General features: G+C 70.7%; 14 protein-coding genes and 4 tRNA genes. 10 read left to right on the top strand and 8 right to left on the bottom strand.

The window, feature by feature from the left end; genetic code table 11:
* Positions 1–171: 171 nt before the first annotated feature.
* Positions 172–522, bottom strand: a complete 351-nt coding sequence (locus tag EAO71_RS17985; RefSeq protein ID WP_187282699.1) for a metallopeptidase family protein — start codon at positions 520–522, stop codon at positions 172–174.
* Between the two features lie 104 nt (positions 523–626).
* Here EAO71_RS17985 and EAO71_RS17990 point away from each other — a divergent pair.
* The 3 genes from EAO71_RS17990 (at position 627) to EAO71_RS18000 (ending at position 908) form a co-directional block, all read left to right on the top strand.
* Positions 627–699: transfer RNA gene (locus EAO71_RS17990), tRNA-Glu, on the top strand.
* 39 nt (positions 700–738) lie between these two features.
* A tRNA-Asp gene (locus tag EAO71_RS17995) sits at positions 739–812 on the top strand.
* Positions 813–834: 22 nt separating this feature from the next.
* Positions 835–908: transfer RNA gene (locus EAO71_RS18000), tRNA-Phe, on the top strand.
* Positions 909–1,020: 112 nt separating this feature from the next.
* Here the strand turns inward: EAO71_RS18000 and EAO71_RS18005 are convergent.
* The 3 genes from EAO71_RS18005 to EAO71_RS18015 are packed head-to-tail and all read right to left on the bottom strand — an operon-like array spanning position 1,021 to position 3,132.
* Positions 1,021–1,866, bottom strand: coding sequence for a cytochrome c biogenesis CcdA family protein (locus EAO71_RS18005; protein WP_147978648.1), 846 nt, complete (start codon positions 1,864–1,866; stop codon positions 1,021–1,023).
* On the bottom strand, positions 1,863–2,645 hold the full coding sequence (locus tag EAO71_RS18010; RefSeq protein ID WP_147978649.1) for a DsbA family protein: 783 nt from the start codon (positions 2,643–2,645) through the stop codon (positions 1,863–1,865). Before EAO71_RS18010 ends, EAO71_RS18005 begins: the two co-directional genes overlap by 4 nt.
* Positions 2,646–2,700: 55 nt before the next feature.
* Positions 2,701–3,132, bottom strand: coding sequence for a hypothetical protein (locus tag EAO71_RS18015; RefSeq protein ID WP_147978650.1), 432 nt, complete (start codon positions 3,130–3,132; stop codon positions 2,701–2,703).
* 110 nt (positions 3,133–3,242) lie between these two features.
* Between EAO71_RS18015 and hrpA the strand changes: the two genes are divergently transcribed.
* The 3 genes from hrpA to EAO71_RS18030 all read left to right on the top strand — a co-directional run bounded on the left by hrpA (position 3,243) and on the right by EAO71_RS18030 (position 7,806).
* Positions 3,243–7,241, top strand: a complete 3,999-nt coding sequence (hrpA, locus tag EAO71_RS18020; protein ID WP_147978651.1) for an ATP-dependent RNA helicase HrpA — start codon at positions 3,243–3,245, stop codon at positions 7,239–7,241.
* Between the two features lie 166 nt (positions 7,242–7,407).
* Positions 7,408–7,481 (top strand) — tRNA-Asp (locus tag EAO71_RS18025).
* A 127-nt stretch (positions 7,482–7,608) separates the two neighbouring features.
* On the top strand, positions 7,609–7,806 hold the full coding sequence (locus tag EAO71_RS18030) for a DUF6274 family protein (protein ID WP_147978652.1): 198 nt from the start codon (positions 7,609–7,611) through the stop codon (positions 7,804–7,806).
* Positions 7,807–8,161: 355 nt separating this feature from the next.
* On the opposite strand, the gene bldC is transcribed toward EAO71_RS18030, so the two are convergent.
* Together bldC and EAO71_RS18040 are read right to left on the bottom strand one after the other, a co-directional pair.
* Positions 8,162–8,368, bottom strand: coding sequence for a developmental transcriptional regulator BldC (gene bldC, locus EAO71_RS18035; RefSeq protein ID WP_003949541.1), 207 nt, complete (start codon positions 8,366–8,368; stop codon positions 8,162–8,164).
* A gap of 534 nt (positions 8,369–8,902) precedes the next feature.
* On the bottom strand, positions 8,903–9,754 hold the full coding sequence (locus EAO71_RS18040) for a hypothetical protein (protein ID WP_147978653.1): 852 nt from the start codon (positions 9,752–9,754) through the stop codon (positions 8,903–8,905).
* A gap of 178 nt (positions 9,755–9,932) precedes the next feature.
* On the opposite strand from EAO71_RS18040, the gene EAO71_RS18045 reads away from it, so the two are divergent.
* Both EAO71_RS18045 and EAO71_RS18050 read left to right on the top strand, forming a co-directional pair.
* Positions 9,933–11,015, top strand: coding sequence for a Leu/Phe/Val dehydrogenase (locus tag EAO71_RS18045; protein WP_261992176.1), 1,083 nt, complete (start codon positions 9,933–9,935; stop codon positions 11,013–11,015).
* 300 nt (positions 11,016–11,315) lie between these two features.
* Positions 11,316–11,573, top strand: a complete 258-nt coding sequence (locus EAO71_RS18050; protein WP_147978655.1) for a DUF3073 domain-containing protein — start codon at positions 11,316–11,318, stop codon at positions 11,571–11,573.
* Positions 11,574–11,703: 130 nt separating this feature from the next.
* Here the strand turns inward: EAO71_RS18050 and purM are convergent, their stop codons facing one another.
* A complete protein-coding gene (gene purM / locus EAO71_RS18055) occupies positions 11,704–12,771 on the bottom strand; it encodes a phosphoribosylformylglycinamidine cyclo-ligase (RefSeq protein ID WP_147978656.1) in 1,068 nt (355 codons plus the stop codon).
* A gap of 42 nt (positions 12,772–12,813) precedes the next feature.
* The gene (gene purF / locus EAO71_RS18060) at positions 12,814–14,340 is read right to left on the bottom strand and encodes an amidophosphoribosyltransferase (RefSeq protein WP_147978657.1); all 1,527 of its coding nucleotides are present in this window, start codon (positions 14,338–14,340) and stop codon (positions 12,814–12,816) included.
* A 308-nt stretch (positions 14,341–14,648) separates the two neighbouring features.
* On the opposite strand from purF, the gene EAO71_RS40065 reads away from it, so the two are divergent.
* Together EAO71_RS40065 and EAO71_RS18065 are read left to right on the top strand one after the other, a co-directional pair.
* Positions 14,649–14,741, top strand: coding sequence for a putative leader peptide (locus EAO71_RS40065; RefSeq protein ID WP_361314034.1), 93 nt, complete (start codon positions 14,649–14,651; stop codon positions 14,739–14,741).
* Positions 14,742–15,071: 330 nt separating this feature from the next.
* Positions 15,072–15,556: sulfatase family protein (locus tag EAO71_RS18065; protein WP_261992177.1), on the top strand; the 485-nt coding region annotated here is incomplete at its 3' end.

Below are 15,556 nucleotides of genomic sequence, written 5' to 3' on the forward strand. Positions count from 1 at the left end.
GGGCGCACGAGGGCACCTCCAGGACACAAAGGGCAGGACGCAAGGCGTGTTTCGCTGCCCAACTCCCTCAGTACCGCGAGGGACACGCCCACCGCCCGGCCGGTACGCCGCCGTTACCGCGCCGGCACCGCTCCGGGACGTCCCGGAGCCGCCGGCCGCGTCCCGGATCCGTCAGCCGTACCCCAGCGCGTGCAGGCGTTCGTCGTCGATGCCGAAGTGGTGGGCGATCTCGTGGACCACCGTGATCTCGGTCTCCGCGACCACGTCGTCCCGCGACTCGCACATGCGCAGCGTCGGCCCCCGGTAGATCGTGATCCGGTCCGGCAGCACCCCCGCGTACCACTCGCCGCGGTCCGTCAGCGGAGTCCCCTCGTACAACCCGAGCAACTCGGGGTCGTCCGCGGAGGGCTCGTCCTCCACGAACACCGCGACGTTGTCCATCAACCGCGTCAGCTCCGGCGGAATCCGGTCCAGCGCCTCGGCGACAAGCTCCTCGAACTCCTCGCGCGTCATCTCCAGCACCCGCCCATTGTCCCCCCGGAGCAAACCGTTTTGGCGATAGCGGTCGGGATCCCATATGCTTCTCACGTCCCCGAGGCGCTGCGAAGCGCCCAGGTGGGCCCTTAGCCCTCATCGTCTAGTGGCCCAGGACGCCGCCCTTTCAAGGCGGTAGCACGGGTTCGAATCCCGTTGGGGGCACGCAACAACGTGTGCGAGACTAGTGCTCGCACATTGCATGGTCCTGTGGAGCAGTTGGTTAGCTCGCCACCCTGTCAAGGTGGAGGTCGCGGGTTCAAGTCCCGTCAGGATCGCTGAGGCTCTCCGGAGTCTCGTGGCTGGGTAGCTCAGTTGGTACGAGCGATCGCCTGAAAAGCGATAGGTCGCCGGTTCGACCCCGGCCCCAGCCACAGTGCAGAAGGCCCCCGTCCGACGGACGGGGGCCTTCTTCGTGCCCGCGTCTCCACCGCTGCCCGGGCGCACGCGGTGGGACGCCTCCCCGGACGCCCCACCGCCGCCCCGTCAGATCTCCTCGCGGCGCTCCCGGCTCCCGGTACCGCGCCAGCCCCGCACCGCGAGGACGACCGCCACCAGCGCGACCGCCCCGATGAGCAGCGCCCAGTCCGGGACCAGGCCGCTCACCGACGCCACCCGCGTCTCCACGGCGAACGACTCGTCCACCGTCAGCAGGCCCGGCAGCGCCGTCGTGCCGTCGAAGACCAGGAAGACCGTCCCCAGGACGACGAAGAAGAGCCCCGAGAGCAGCGAGGTGCTGTGCAGCTCGAAGCGGCCCACCCGGAGGGGCCGGCCGCGCAGCCAGCGCCGCCTGCCCAGCTCGTACCGCTCCCAGAACAGCGCCAGCAGGAAGAGCGGGACGGCCATCCCGAGCGCGTAGACCGCCAGGAGCAGCCCGCCGTACGCGGGGCTGCCGCTCAGCGCGGCCACCGTCAGGACGCTCCCGAGGATCGGTCCCGCACAGAATCCGGCGAGGCCGTAGACCAGCCCGAGCGCGTAGACGGAGACCGCGGTCGTGGGCCGGATCCGCCCGCCGGCCTCGGCCATCCGGCGGGACGCGAAGCCCAGGCCGAGGATCTGGAGCACCCCGAGCACGATGATCAGCCAGCCGCCGAGGGCCACGAGCAGGTCCCGGTGGCCGTAGAACAGCCGCCCGGCGAACGAGCCGGCCGCGCCGAGGGGCACGAGGGTGGTGGCCAGGCCCGCGTAGAAGATGCCGGTGCGGGCCAGGAGTCGGCTCGTCGAGTCGATCGAGTACGCGAAGAAGGCCGGGAGCAGCAGCGCGCTGCACGGGCTGAGCAGGGCGAGGAGGCCGCCGAGGAGAGCGGCCAGATAGCCGATGTCGGAATTCATCGGCCGGGCGTCGCCGTCGCCGAGGGCTTCGCAGCGGCCGCCCTCGCCGCCGCGTCGATGGCCTCCGTGAAGGCCGCCTCGGGCTGCGCGCCCGCGATCGGCCGGCCGTTCACCAGGAACGACGGCGTCGAGGTCGCCCCCAGCGAGTAGCCCTGCTCCTGGTCCTTGCTCACCGCCTCGCGGGCCGCGGCGCCGTCCGTGTCCCGGGCGAAGCGCGCCGGGTCGGCGACCCCGGCCTCCCTCGCCAGGGCGGCCAGCCGGTCCTTGCCGAACCCCTTCTCCTTGGCGCCCTTGGCGTAGGCGGCCCGGTGGAACTCCCAGAAGCGGCCCTGCTGCCCGGCCGCCCACGCGGCCCGGGCGGCGGCCTCGGACTCCTCACCGAAGATCGGGAAGTTGCGCCACTCGATGCGCAGGGTGCCCTTCTCCACGTACTTCCGCACCAGGGCGGGCTCGGTCTCCCGGGCGAACTGCGCGCAGTAGCCGCACTTGAAGTCGGCGTACTCGATCAGGACGACGGGCGCGTCCGGCCGGCCGAGTGCGAGCCCGTCGGCGGCGTCGCGGCGGGCATAGGCCTCCAGCTCCGGATAGACGCCGTTCGTGGGGTCGGCCGAGACCTCGGCGGCGGACGACGCGGAGTCGGCGGACCGGCCCCCGGAGGGCTTGGTCGCGGTGTAGGAGACGACTCCGAGCAGGGCGGCGGCGACCGCCACCCCCGCGACGATCGCGATCGGCCTGGACTTCGAGGCGGGCGTGGCCGTGGAGGAAGGGGACGGGGACATGCGGAAACACTCCTGGACGTGGAGGAAGGGGCGGGCGACGGTGGGCGGCCCGCCTCTACACGCGCAGGATCGACAACTCCACGGGGGACGGCGGGACGAGCTCCGGCGGCTCAGGGCCGGGCAGCAGGTCGCGCCCGACCTGGTCCGCGCCCCAGCCGCCGTCGGCCGCGCGCGCCCCGGCGAGCTGGGGAAGCAGCTCTCCGAAGCCCGCCGGACGCGGGGGTGTGGCCGGCCGGGCGGCGCCGTCGGCGTCGTGCCGCTCGCCGCAGCCGGGGGACGCGCCGCCCCCGGCGGTCATGACCTGGGCGTCCGTGACCTCGGCGGCGGGCCGCGCGGGCGTCGGCGCGGCCGGCCTCGCGACGTCCGCCGGTGCGGCGGCCGTCGGGGCGGTGACCGCCGCCGCCGGACCCGCACCGCACACCAGGGCCCCCAGCACCAGGCCCACGAGCGCGGCGAGCGCCGCGAGCGCGCGGGCGGTGCGGGACATGGGGAGAACCTCTCGGGTGGACGTGCCCGAGATATTACGGGCCGTCCGCAGCGCGCCCCGGGTAAATCGGTTCGCCGGTTCTCGGCACGGGGTGCGATCCTGGATTCCGTATGTCTACTTCCTTCGCCGCCCTCCAGTCCGTCCTGGCCGAGGTCTCGCTGCGGGACGCACACCGGCTCGGCCGCCGCCTCGAGGGCGCCCGCCGCATCCGCAAGCCCGAGGCCCGCGCGGCCGTTCTGGACGAGATCGCCACCGAGGCCGGTCTGGCCAAGGAGCGCGTCGACGGGCGTGCCGCCCGCGTGCCCGCGGTCACCTACCCCGAGCAGCTGCCCGTCTCCCAGAAGAAGGACACGATCCTGGAGGCGATACGCGACCACCAGGTCGTGATCGTCGCCGGTGAGACCGGCTCCGGCAAGACGACGCAGATCCCCAAGATCTGTCTGGAACTGGGCCGCGGCGTCCGGGGCATGATCGGCCACACCCAGCCGCGCCGGATCGCCGCCCGCACCGTCGCCGAGCGCGTCGCGGAGGAGCTGCGGACGCCGCTGGGCGAGGCGGTCGGCTGGAAGGTCCGCTTCACCGACCAGGTGAACCCCGACGCGACCTTCGTGAAGCTGATGACGGACGGCATCCTGCTCGCCGAGATCCAGACGGACCGCGAGCTGCGCGCCTACGACACGATCATCATCGACGAGGCCCACGAGCGGTCCCTCAACATCGACTTCCTGCTCGGCTACCTGGCCCAGCTGCTGCCCAAGCGCCCCGACCTCAAGGTCGTCATCACCTCCGCGACCATCGACCCCGAGCGCTTCTCCCGCCACTTCGGCGACGCGCCGATCGTGGAGGTCTCCGGCCGCACCTACCCGGTCGAGGTGCGCTACCGCCCCCTCCTGGAGGAGGAGGGCGACGAGGCGGACCGCGACCAGATCACCGCGATCTGCGACGCCGTGGACGAACTCCAGTCCGAGGGCCCGGGCGACGTCCTAGTCTTCCTCTCCGGCGAGCGCGAGATCCGCGACACCGCGGACGCCCTGCTGAAGAAGCAGCTCCGCAACACCGAGGTGCTCCCCCTCTACGCCCGGCTGAGCCACGCCGAGCAGCACCGGGTGTTCCAGGCCCACACCGGCCGCCGGATCGTCCTCGCCACCAACGTCGCCGAGACCTCGCTGACCGTGCCCGGCATCAAGTACGTGATCGATCCCGGCACCGCCCGCATCTCCCGGTACTCCCACCGCACCAAGGTGCAGCGGCTGCCGATCGAGCCGATCTCCCAGGCCAGCGCCAACCAGCGCAAGGGCCGCTGCGGCCGGACCTCGGACGGCATCTGCATCCGGCTCTACTCCGAGGACGACTTCCTCACCCGTCCGGAGTTCACGGACGCCGAGATCCTGCGGACGAACCTCGCCTCCGTCATCCTCCAGATGACGGCGGCCGGCCTGGGCGAGATCGAGAAGTTCCCCTTCATCGATCCGCCGGACCACCGCAACATCCGGGACGGCGTACAGCTCCTGCAGGAGCTCGGCGCGCTCGACCCGACCGAGAAGGACCCGAGGAAGCGGCTGACCCCGCAGGGCCGCAAGCTGTCCCAGCTGCCCGTCGACCCGCGGCTCGCCCGGATGGTCCTGGAGGCCGACCGCAACGGCTGCGTCCGCGAGGTCATGGTCATCGCGGCCGCCCTGTCCATCCAGGACCCGCGCGAGCGCCCCTCCGACAAGCAGGCGCAGGCCGACCAGCAGCACGCCCGGTTCAAGGACGAGACGAGCGACTTCCTCGCCCTCCTCAACCTCTGGCGGTACGTCCGCGAGCAGCAGAAGGAGCGCGGCTCCTCGTCGTTCCGCCGGATGTGCAAGCAGGAGTACCTCAACTTCCTGCGGATCCGCGAGTGGCAGGACATCTACTCGCAGCTGCGGACGGTCGCCAAGCAGATGGGCCTGCACCTGGAGGACGCCTCGGCGGACTACTCCGCCCCGGAGCAGTCCGTGCACGTCTCGCTGCTCGCCGGCCTGCTCTCGCACATCGGCATGAAGGACGTGAAGACGTCCGGGAGCGACGGCGGCAAGCCCTCCGGGGGCGAAGGCGGCAGATACCCGGCCAAGAGCGAGTACCTCGGCGCCCGCAACGCCAAGTTCGCGGTCTTCCCGGGCTCGGCGCTGTTCCGCAAGCCGCCGCGGTTCATCATGTCCGCCGAGCTGGTGGAGACCTCGCGGCTGTGGGCCCGGGTCAACGCCAGGATCGAGCCGGAGTGGATCGAGCCGCTGGCCCAGCACCTGGTCAAGAAGACCTACAGCGAGCCGCACTGGGAGAAGGACCAGGCGGCGGTCATGGCGGTCGAGAAGGTCACGCTGTACGGCGTGCCGATCGTGACCGACCGCAAGGTCAACTACGGCCGGATCGATCCCGAGGTCTCCCGCGACCTGTTCATCCGCAACGCCCTGGTCGAGGGCGACTGGCGCACGCACCACAAGTTCTTCGCCGACAACCGCAAGCTCCTCACCGAGGTCGAGGAGCTGGAGCACCGTGCCCGGCGCCGGGACATCCTGGTCGACGACGAGACGCTCTTCGACTTCTACGACAAGCGGGTCCCCGAACACGTCGTGTCGGGAGCCCACTTCGACTCCTGGTGGAAGCACAAGCGCCGTGAGGAACCGGAGTTCCTCGACTTCGAGCGCGAGATGCTCATCAACGAGAAGGCCGGCGCGGTCACCAAGGACGACTATCCGGACTCCTGGCGGCAGGGGCCGCTGAAGTTCCGGGTGACGTACCAGTTCGAGCCGGGCACGGACGCGGACGGCGTGACCGTCCACATCCCGGTCCACGTGCTCAACCAGGTCACCGACGGGGGCTTCGACTGGCAGATCCCCGGCCTGCGGGAGGACGTGGTCACCGAGCTGATCCGGTCCCTGCCGAAGCCGATCCGCCGGCACTACGTCCCGGCGCCGAACTACGCGTCCCGTTTCCTGGACTCCACCGTGCCGCTCCAGGAGCCGCTGCCCTTCACGCTGGCGCGTGAGCTCCAGCGGATGGTGGGTGTCCCGGTGACGGCGGAGGACTTCGACCTCGGGCGGGTCCCCGACCACCTCAAGATCACCTTCCGGATCGTCGACGAGCGGCGCCGCAGGCTCGCCGAGGGCAAGGACCTGGAGGCGCTCAAGCTCCAGCTGCGCCCCAAGGCCCGGCAGGCCCTCTCCAAGGCCGCCGCGGCCGCCACGGCGGGTCCCGGCGGCTCCGGTCAGTCCCTGGAGCGCACGGGACTCACGGACTGGACGATCGGCACGCTCACCAGGGTCTTCGAGACCCGGCGGGCCGGCCAGCCGGTCAAGGCCTACCCGGCGCTGGTGGACGACGGCGACACCGTCTCCGTACGCCTCTTCGACACGGAGGCCGAGCAGGCGGCGGCGATGTGGCGGGGCACCCGGAAGCTGATCCTGCTGAACATCCCGGTGAACCCGGCGAAGTTCGCCTCGGACAAGCTCACCAACCAGCAGAAGCTGGCGCTCTCCCGCAACCCGCACGGTTCGATCCAGGCCCTCTTCGACGACTGCGCGACCGCCGCGGCCGACAAGCTGATCGCGGACCACGGCGGGCCGGCCTGGGACGAGGAGTCCTTCCGGAAGCTGTACGACAAGGTCCGTGCGGACCTCGTCGACACGACGGTCCGGACGGTGGGGCAGGTCCAGCAGATCCTGGCCGCCTGGCAGGCCTGCGAGCGGCGTCTGAAGGGCACGAACAGCCTGGCGCTCGTCGCGAACCTGGCGGACGTGCGCGAGCAGCTGGCCCGGCTGATGCCGGCCGGCTTCGTCACTCTGACGGGCCTGCGGCGGCTGGCCGACCTGATGCGCTATCTGGTGGCGGTGGACCGGCGGCTGCAGCAGATGCCGACCGGGGTCCAGCGGGACACCACGCGCATGGAGAAGGTCCACGAGATGCAGGACGAGTACGCCTGGCTGCTCGAACAGCTCCCGCAGGGCCGCCCGGTGCCGAAGGAGGTCACCGACATCCGCTGGATGATCGAGGAGCTCCGGGTGAGCTACTTCGCCCACGCGCTGGGCACGGCGTACCCGGTCTCGGACAAGCGGATCGTCAAGGCCATCGACGCGGCGGCGCCCTGAGGGCTGTCCCGGCCGCGCCCTCCGGCCCGGAGGGCGCGGCCGGGAACCCGCCGGATGCCCCTCGGACAGCCGTGTGGAGGACCTCGCCGACGGTGAGTTCGACCCGGCGTCTGACCTGCTGTACAGTCTTCCTCGCAGCCGCTTCCCAGCGAAGCAGCAGCACCAAGGTCCTGTGGAGCAGTTGGTTAGCTCGCCACCCTGTCAAGGTGGAGGTCGCGGGTTCAAGTCCCGTCAGGATCGCGTTCACGAAAGGCCCGCACCGTTCGGTGCGGGCCTTTCGTTGCGTTCCCGTGTATTGACGGCGTCGTGCGCGGACGGGTACCCCAGAACTCAGGGAATCGGGGGCCCACACCGGAGGTGGTCGCGCATGGCCGCGGCGTCCGAAGCACGGCAGTCCAGGCACGAGACGCGCGCGCTGCTGCGCGCCCATCTGGCGGCCGCGTCCCGCTACGGCCACATCACACAGCAGTGCTCGGTCTGCCACCGCCTCCTGCGGCTCGTGATGGAGCTCCCCGACCCCGACGACGCCGATACGGCCGAGGACGAAAGTCCCACCACCCCATGACCAACGGCGGGTTGGACGCCCTCCCGCGAAGTGGCAGGCTGTTCCTTGGCAAGACTTCACTCATGTGACGGGTGTCACTGAAAGAGATTCAGAAACCGCTTCACTTACACCCTCCCTACACCCACCCGATTTAATATGTGCAATTGCACCACCCTTCACACGGGGCCGGCGGACGCGGACGAGGGCACGAGCGCGCACAAAAAAGATCGCGCTGGACCCGGCGGAGTCCAGCGCGATCGATGACCAGGAGCCTGTTGGGGCAGGCATAGGCCGGTAGAGCAAAGGGGTGGGCGGTCCAGGTTGGGGGACCCGGAAATGCCCGGCAAAGCGGGGTGTTGCGGGTACTTCGACTACGTCAGGCCTCGCTGCGCTGCTGCGGGATACCCGCCAGCAGGGCGCGGACCTCAGCCTCGCGGTACCGGCGGTGTCCACCCAGGGTGCGGATGGACGTGAGCTTGCCGGCCTTCGCCCAGCGAGTCACCGTCTTCGGGTCCACGCGGAACATCGTGGCGACCTCGGCGGGGGTCAGTAGCGGCTCGGCATCAGGGGTGCGAGCGGTCATGAGCGGCCTCCTCGGGAGAACCGAACCTTCTCGGTTCTTTCCTCTAAATTCTGCACCTTGACCCGCGTTGCCCGAAATGGCAGAAGCGGGCCGAGTCGGTTATAGGACGAACGGCTTGTCCTCGGCACTACAACTACACCATCCGTCCAGCCACGTCGGCCAAACCGATGGAATTGCCCTCGCAGGTGTTCATCAGCGGCGGAAGTCGATGGACCATGCCATAACGGACAGTCACGCCACTGTGACGATCAGTCACAGAGCGATCAGGAGTCGTCAGACCCCCCATAGAGTGCAATGCTGAGCGTTCCGCCCATACTTGGACGGAAGGAACCCTCCCCGGACTCCTTGTCCTATTTTGGCACGAGGGTGGGCGATGGACGCAAGGGCGCCGTAAGTGCGATCCGTCACGCTTGAGCCAAAGGCCCGGATCGGGACCTACGTCCTGCCGCACCGCACCCACGTCCCCGCGAGGACACCCGGCGCCCCCGCGACGCTAAAGATCATTTACATCAGGCGGACGCGTCTTGTCGATGATCAATTCGCGAATTGCAGGTTCCGGATCGCCCGCCAGCGCTCCGCGAGCCGGCCGTACGCCTCGCTCGCCCCCTCGCCGTCGCCGTCCCGCAGCGCCGCGATCCCCTCGGCCACGTCCGCCACCGACCGGTCCCCCGCGAGACGGTCCGCCGACACGGCGTGCACCAGGCCGCCGTAGTCCAGCTCCACGAGCGCACGCGGATGGAACTCCTCCAGCCAGCGCCCCACCTCGACCAGACCCTCGGTCAGCGGCCCCTCGTCGAGCGACTCGCGCAGCGTCCGCAGCGCCCGCGCCAGCCGGCGCCGGGCCTGCACCATCGGCGTCCGGTAGCGCATCACCGGAGCGCGGCCGCCCGGTCCGTCGGCCCCCGGGACGTACTCCCGCTCCTCGTCCGCGAAGAGGGTGAACCAACGGACCGGGACCTGCCACAGCGCCGTCCTGATCCAGGGCTGCGCGTCGGGGTTCCGCACCCGCCAGCGCTCGTGGTCGGCGCACACCTGCTCCCGCACCACCGGCGGGAGCATCGCATCCAGCACCGAGGGGGGCAGCGACCCGTCCAGCTCGGCCAGGGCCAGCCAGCCGCGCAGCCGGGTGCGCCAGGGGCAGATCACGACCACCCCGTCGAGCGACGCGACGAACGCGTCGCCGCTCTCGTGGACCGGCACCGGGACCGGCGGGGTCGGCAGCAGATCGGCGAGGGAACGGCGCAGTTCGTCCTGCGCGGTCGGGGTGTCCGCCCGGCGCGCGTACTGCGTCCAGTGGCCCCGCTCGGGCTCGGGAAAGGCCGCCAGCGGCTCGTACACGCGCAGATAGGAGGTGTACGGGACGAGGAGGGTCGACGCCGGCGACATGTCACGAATCCTTCCATGGGGGTACTCCGGGAGAGGTGATCCTGAGCACTGCGCCGGATCTACGCCCGCGTAGGACTTACTCTCTTGCCGAAGCGGCCCCGAAACGGGCCGCAGGGCCCCTTCCCCACCCGCAGGGAGGGGCCGTACAACCGCCGCTTCGTACTTGGGAGTCACCACCGTGACCGATGTGACCGACGGCGTCCTGCACACCCTGTTCCACTCGGAGCAGGGAGGCCACGAGCAAGTCGTGCTGTGCCAGGACCGCGCCTCCGGCCTCAAGGCCGTCATCGCCCTCCACTCCACCGCCCTGGGCCCGGCCCTCGGCGGCACCCGGTTCTACCCGTACGCGTCCGAGGCGGAGGCCGTCGCCGACGCGCTGAACCTCTCGCGCGGGATGTCGTACAAGAACGCCATGGCCGGTCTCGACCACGGCGGCGGCAAGGCCGTGATCATCGGCGACCCGGACACGATCAAGACCGAGGAGCTCCTCCTCGCCTACGGCCGCTGCGTCGCCTCGCTGGGCGGCCGCTACGTGACGGCCTGCGACGTCGGCACCTACGTCGCCGACATGGACGTCGTGGCCCGCACCAACCAGTGGACCACCGGCCGCTCCCCCGAGAACGGCGGCGCCGGCGACTCCTCGGTGCTCACCGCCTTCGGCGTCTTCCAGGGCATGCGCGCCTCCGCGCAGACCCTGTGGGGCGACCCGACCCTGCGCGGCCGCAAGGTCGGCGTCGCGGGCGTCGGCAAGGTCGGCCACTACCTGGTCGAGCACCTCCTGGAGGACGGTGCCGAGGTCGTCGTGACCGACGTGCGCGAGGAGTCGGTGCGCCGGATCACCGACCGGTTCCCGCAGGTCTCCGTGGTCGCCGACACCGACGCGCTGATCCGCGTGGAGGGGCTGGACGTCTACGCGCCGTGCGCGCTCGGCGGCGCCCTGAACGACGAGACCGTGCCCGCGCTCACCGCGAAGATCGTCTGCGGCGCGGCCAACAACCAGCTCGCCCACCCCGGTATCGAGAAGGACCTCTCGGACCGCGGGATCCTCTACGCGCCGGACTACGTGGTCAACGCCGGCGGCGTGATCCAGGTCGCCGACGAGCTGCACGGCTTCGACTTCGACCGGTGCAAGAAGAAGGCCACGAAGATCTTCGACACCACGCTGGCCATATTCGCGCGTGCGAAGGCAGACGGTATTCCGCCGGCCGCCGCCGCCGACCGGATCGCCGAGCAGCGCATGGCCGAGGCACGCCGCGGCTGATCTTGACAGGGCCGGCCCGACGAGCGCCCGTTTGGATGTTCACCCAGACCGAGACAAGACTCACCCCGGTCGGCGGGTCGGCCCCGCAGAAGAGGTTAAAATCGCGATTGACCAGCGAGGACAGGGCACCTCGATGGTTCTGTACCGAGGCATGTGATGCGGACGGCGTACCGTATGGCCACGGAAACAGGTACCGTTGAATCCCTACGGACCGGTCTCTCTGTCGAGAGCCCGTTCCGAATCATGAACGCGTGTCAAGACTCTGGGGCCGTCGAGCCCCGTCACCGAGGGGGTCGAGCCATGGGGCGCGGCCGGGCAAAGGCCAAGCAGACGAAGGTCGCCCGCCAGCTGAAGTACAGCAGCGGCGGGACTGACCTGTCGCGTCTGGCCAATGAGCTGGGCGCTTCGACTTCGAGTCAGCCGCCGAATGGCGAGCCGTTCGAGGACGACGACGAGGAAGACGACCCGTACGCGCAGTACGCGGATCTCTACAACACGGACGACGAGGACGAGGACGACGAGTCCGGTCCCGGCGCGTCGTCCCACCGTCACGCTTGACCTCTTAAAAGCGCTGCTTCACACGGAAACCCGGTCCGGGGGCTACCCGGACCGGGTTTCTGTGCTGCCCGTCTCCGGGAATGCGTCTGCGGGCGCCCCGGAGAGGACTCCGGAACGCCCGCAGCGTGTCCTACCGGGCGTAGTCGCCCACCAGCTCCGCGCCCGTGGCGTGGTCGCCGCGCTCGGTGATCTCGCCCGCGACCCAGGAGTCGACACCGCGGTCGGCCAGCGTGGTCAGGGCCGCGTCCACCGATCCGGCGGGGACGACGGCCATCATGCCGACGCCCATGTTCAGGGTCTTCTCCAGCTCGAGCCGCTCCACCTGGCCGGCCTTGCCGACGAGGTCGAAGATCGCGCCGGGCGCCCAGGTCGAACGGTCCACCGTGGCGTGCAGGCCGTCCGGGATCACCCGCGCCAGGTTGGCGGCCAGACCGCCGCCCGTGATGTGGCTGAAGGCGTGCACCTCGGTGGTCCGGGTGAGCGCCAGGCAGTCCAGCGAGTAGATCTTCGTGGGCTCCAGCAGCTCCTCGCCCAGGGTCCGGCCGAGCTCCTCGACCTGCTGGTCCAGGGCCATGCCGGCGCGGTCGAAGACCACGTGGCGGACGAGCGAGTACCCGTTGGAGTGAAGGCCGGAGGACGCCATGGCGATGACGGCGTCACCCGTACGGATGCGATCCGCGCCGAGCAGCCGGTCGTACTCGACCACGCCCGTGCCGGCGCCGGCGACGTCGAAGTCGTCGGGGCCGAGCAGGCCGGGGTGTTCGGCGGTCTCGCCGCCGACCAGGGCGCAGCCGGCCAGGACGCAGCCCTCGGCGATGCCCTTGACGATGGCGGCGACCCGCTCGGGGTGGACCTTGCCGACGCAGATGTAGTCGGTCATGAAGAGCGGCTCGGCACCGCAGACGACGATGTCGTCCATGACCATCGCGACCAGGTCGTGGCCGATCGTGTCGTACACGCCCATCTGGCGCGCGATGTCGACCTTCGTGCCGACGCCGTCGGTGGCGGAGGCGAGCAGGGGACGCTCGTAGCGCTTGAGGGCGGAGGCGTCGAAGAGGCCGGCGAAACCGCCGAGGCCGCCGAGGACCTCGGGGCGCTGCGTCTTCTTCACCCATTCCTTCATGAGCTCGACGGCGCGGTCACCCGCTTCGATGTCGACGCCCGCGGACGCGTAGGAGGCACCGGTGGTCTCAGACATAGGTGAGAGCTTTCGTGTCGTTACTGCGGTACTGCGGGGGTCTTACGGACGACGGAGCGCGTCGGCGGCCGCGGTGGCGGCGGGGCCGGCGGCCAGCTCGGTCTCCAGCAGCTGCTTGCCGAGCAGCTCGGGGTCCGGGAGCTCCATGGGGTACTCGCCGTCGAAGCAGGCACGGCAGAGGTTGGGCTTCTGGATCGTGGTCGCCTCGATCATCCCGTCGATGGAGATGTACGAGAGCGAGTCCGCGCCGAGCGACTTGCCGATCTCCTCGATCGACATGCCGTTGGCGATCAGCTCCGCGCGGGTGGCGAAGTCGATGCCGAAGAAGCACGGCCACTTCACCGGCGGCGAGGAGATCCGGATGTGGATCTCGGCCGCGCCGGCCTCACGGAGCATCTTGACCAGGGCGCGCTGGGTGTTGCCGCGGACGATCGAGTCGTCCACGACCACCAGGCGCTTGCCCTTGATGACGTCCCGGAGCGGGTTCAGCTTCAGCCGGATGCCGAGCTGGCGGATGGTCTGGGAGGGCTGGATGAAGGTGCGGCCCACATAGGCGTTCTTCACCAGTCCGGCGCCGAAGGGGATGCCGCTGGCCTCGGCGTAGCCGATCGCGGCGGGGGTGCCGGACTCGGGCGTCGCTATCACCAGGTCGGCCTCGACCGGGGCTTCCTTGGCCAGGCGCCGGCCCATCTCCACACGGGAGAGGTAGACGTTCCGACCGGCGATGTCGGTGTCCGGGCGGGCCAGGTAGACGTACTCGAAGACACAGCCCTTCGGCTTCGCTTCTGCGAATCGAGAGGTCCTGATGCCGTTCTCGTCGATCGCGATCATCTCGCCCGGCTCGACCTCGCGGACGAAGCTGGCGCCGCAGATGTCGAGGGCGGCGGACTCGGAGGCGACGACCCAGCCGCGCTCGAGCCGGCCGAGGACCAGCGGGCGGATGCCCTGCGGGTCGCGGGCGGCGTAGAGCGTGTGCTCGTCCATGAAGACGAGGGAGAAGGCGCCCCGGACGTCGGGGAGGACCTTCGCGGCGGCCTGCTCGATGGTGAGCGGCTTGCCGTCCTCGTCGACCTGACCCGCGAGGAGCGCGGTGACGAGGTCGGTGTCGTTGGTGGCGGCGACGCGAGTGGTGCGGCCTTCCTTCTTGGGAAGGTCGGCGACCATCTCGGCCAGCTGCGCCGTGTTCACCAGGTTGCCGTTGTGGCCGAGCGCGATGGAGCCGTGGGCGGTCGCCCGGAACGTCGGCTGCGCGTTCTCCCACACGGAGGCCCCGGTGGTCGAGTAGCGGGCGTGACCGACCGCGATATGACCCTGGAGGGAACCGAGAGAGGTCTCGTCGAAGACCTGGGACACGAGGCCCATGTCCTTGAAGACGAGGATCTGGGAGCCATTGCTTACCGCGATTCCCGCGGATTCCTGACCCCGATGCTGGAGGGCGTAGAGCCCGAAGTACGTGAGCTTTGCGACCTCTTCACCCGGAGCCCAGACCCCGAAGACGCCGCAAGCGTCCTGAGGGCCCTTCTCGCCGGGAAGCAGATCGTGATTGAGTCGACCGTCACCACGTGGCACGCCTCCGAGTGTAGGCGAGGTCGACCACTGGTCCGAATTGGGGATATCGGCGGGGTGCCTTTCTGGTGTGATCGCACGAACTGATCCACCGACCTGTGCCGAACGGGCCCCGAAGGGGTCGGGAGCCAAGGGGCAGTAGGGCTCGGAGCCCTTAGCGCGCGGGCCTCGCCGAGGCCCTACTCGTGAGTAACGGAAAGTACGGGACCCGCTGGATGTGACGGAGTTCGCAATGCTCCGGCGCCGCGGGCGTCCCGCGGAGCGGGACGGTCGTTGACAGGTGCACGCGCTCTGCGCGAGGCTCCTGCGCCATGCAGCCCGTACGTGACCGCTCGGTCACTCTCGTCGCGCGCCGACACGTGGACCTGGTCCGTGTCGCCAGCGCGATCTGTCGCTGCGCCTGAGGCACGGCCGGGGCGCACCCCCGGGCCTCGTCCCGCCCGGCCCACCGCACGACTCCGTCCGGCAGTCCGCGCGCCCCTGAACGCGGGCCGGCCGGGACACGGCCGTGCTCCCGCACCGTGTCCGCGGCCCGGCCGGCTTTCCCGCCTGCCCTGACACGGCCGCCTTCGCCGCTTCGGACGCCCTGTCCGGTCAGACCCCGGCCCCACCGCATCCGCCGCCTTCCGGCGGCACCGGCACCGCCGCGCCCGTGCCGATGCCGCGACYCCGTGCCCGCGCGCCGTCTCCGCGCGGACCATCCCCTTCACTCCGCCCAGCCCGAGGAGAGCCCCGTGCCCACGCCCCGCATCCCCCTGTCCCGACGCGCCCTCGGCGGAGCCGCCGTCGGAGCGGCCGCCGTGACCGCGCTCGGCGCGGGCGCACCCGCCGCGGCCGCCCGGGAGGAAGGGGAGCGCCCCTTCCGGGCCGCCACCGGACGCCGCCACTCGCGGCGCCCCAACATCCTCTTCATCCTCGGCGACGACCTCGGCTGGGCCGACCTCTCCTCGTACGGCGCGCCCCACATCCGGACCCCGAACCTCGACCGGCTCGCCCGCCAGGGCGTCCGCTTCACCGACGCCTACTCCGGCTCCGCGACCTGCTCCCCGACCCGGTTCAGCCTCTACACCGGCCGCTTCCCCGGCCGCACCAAGGGCGGGCTCGCCGAGCCCATCGCCGACAGGTCGGTCGGCCCAGCCGAGGTCGTCGCCGAGGATGAAGAGGATGTTGGGGCGCCGCGAGTGGCGGCGTCCGGTGGCGGCCCGGAAGGGGCGCTCCC

Source organism: Streptomyces sp. MS191 (genome assembly GCF_008042125.1).
Classification (GTDB): domain Bacteria; phylum Actinomycetota; class Actinomycetes; order Streptomycetales; family Streptomycetaceae; genus Streptomyces.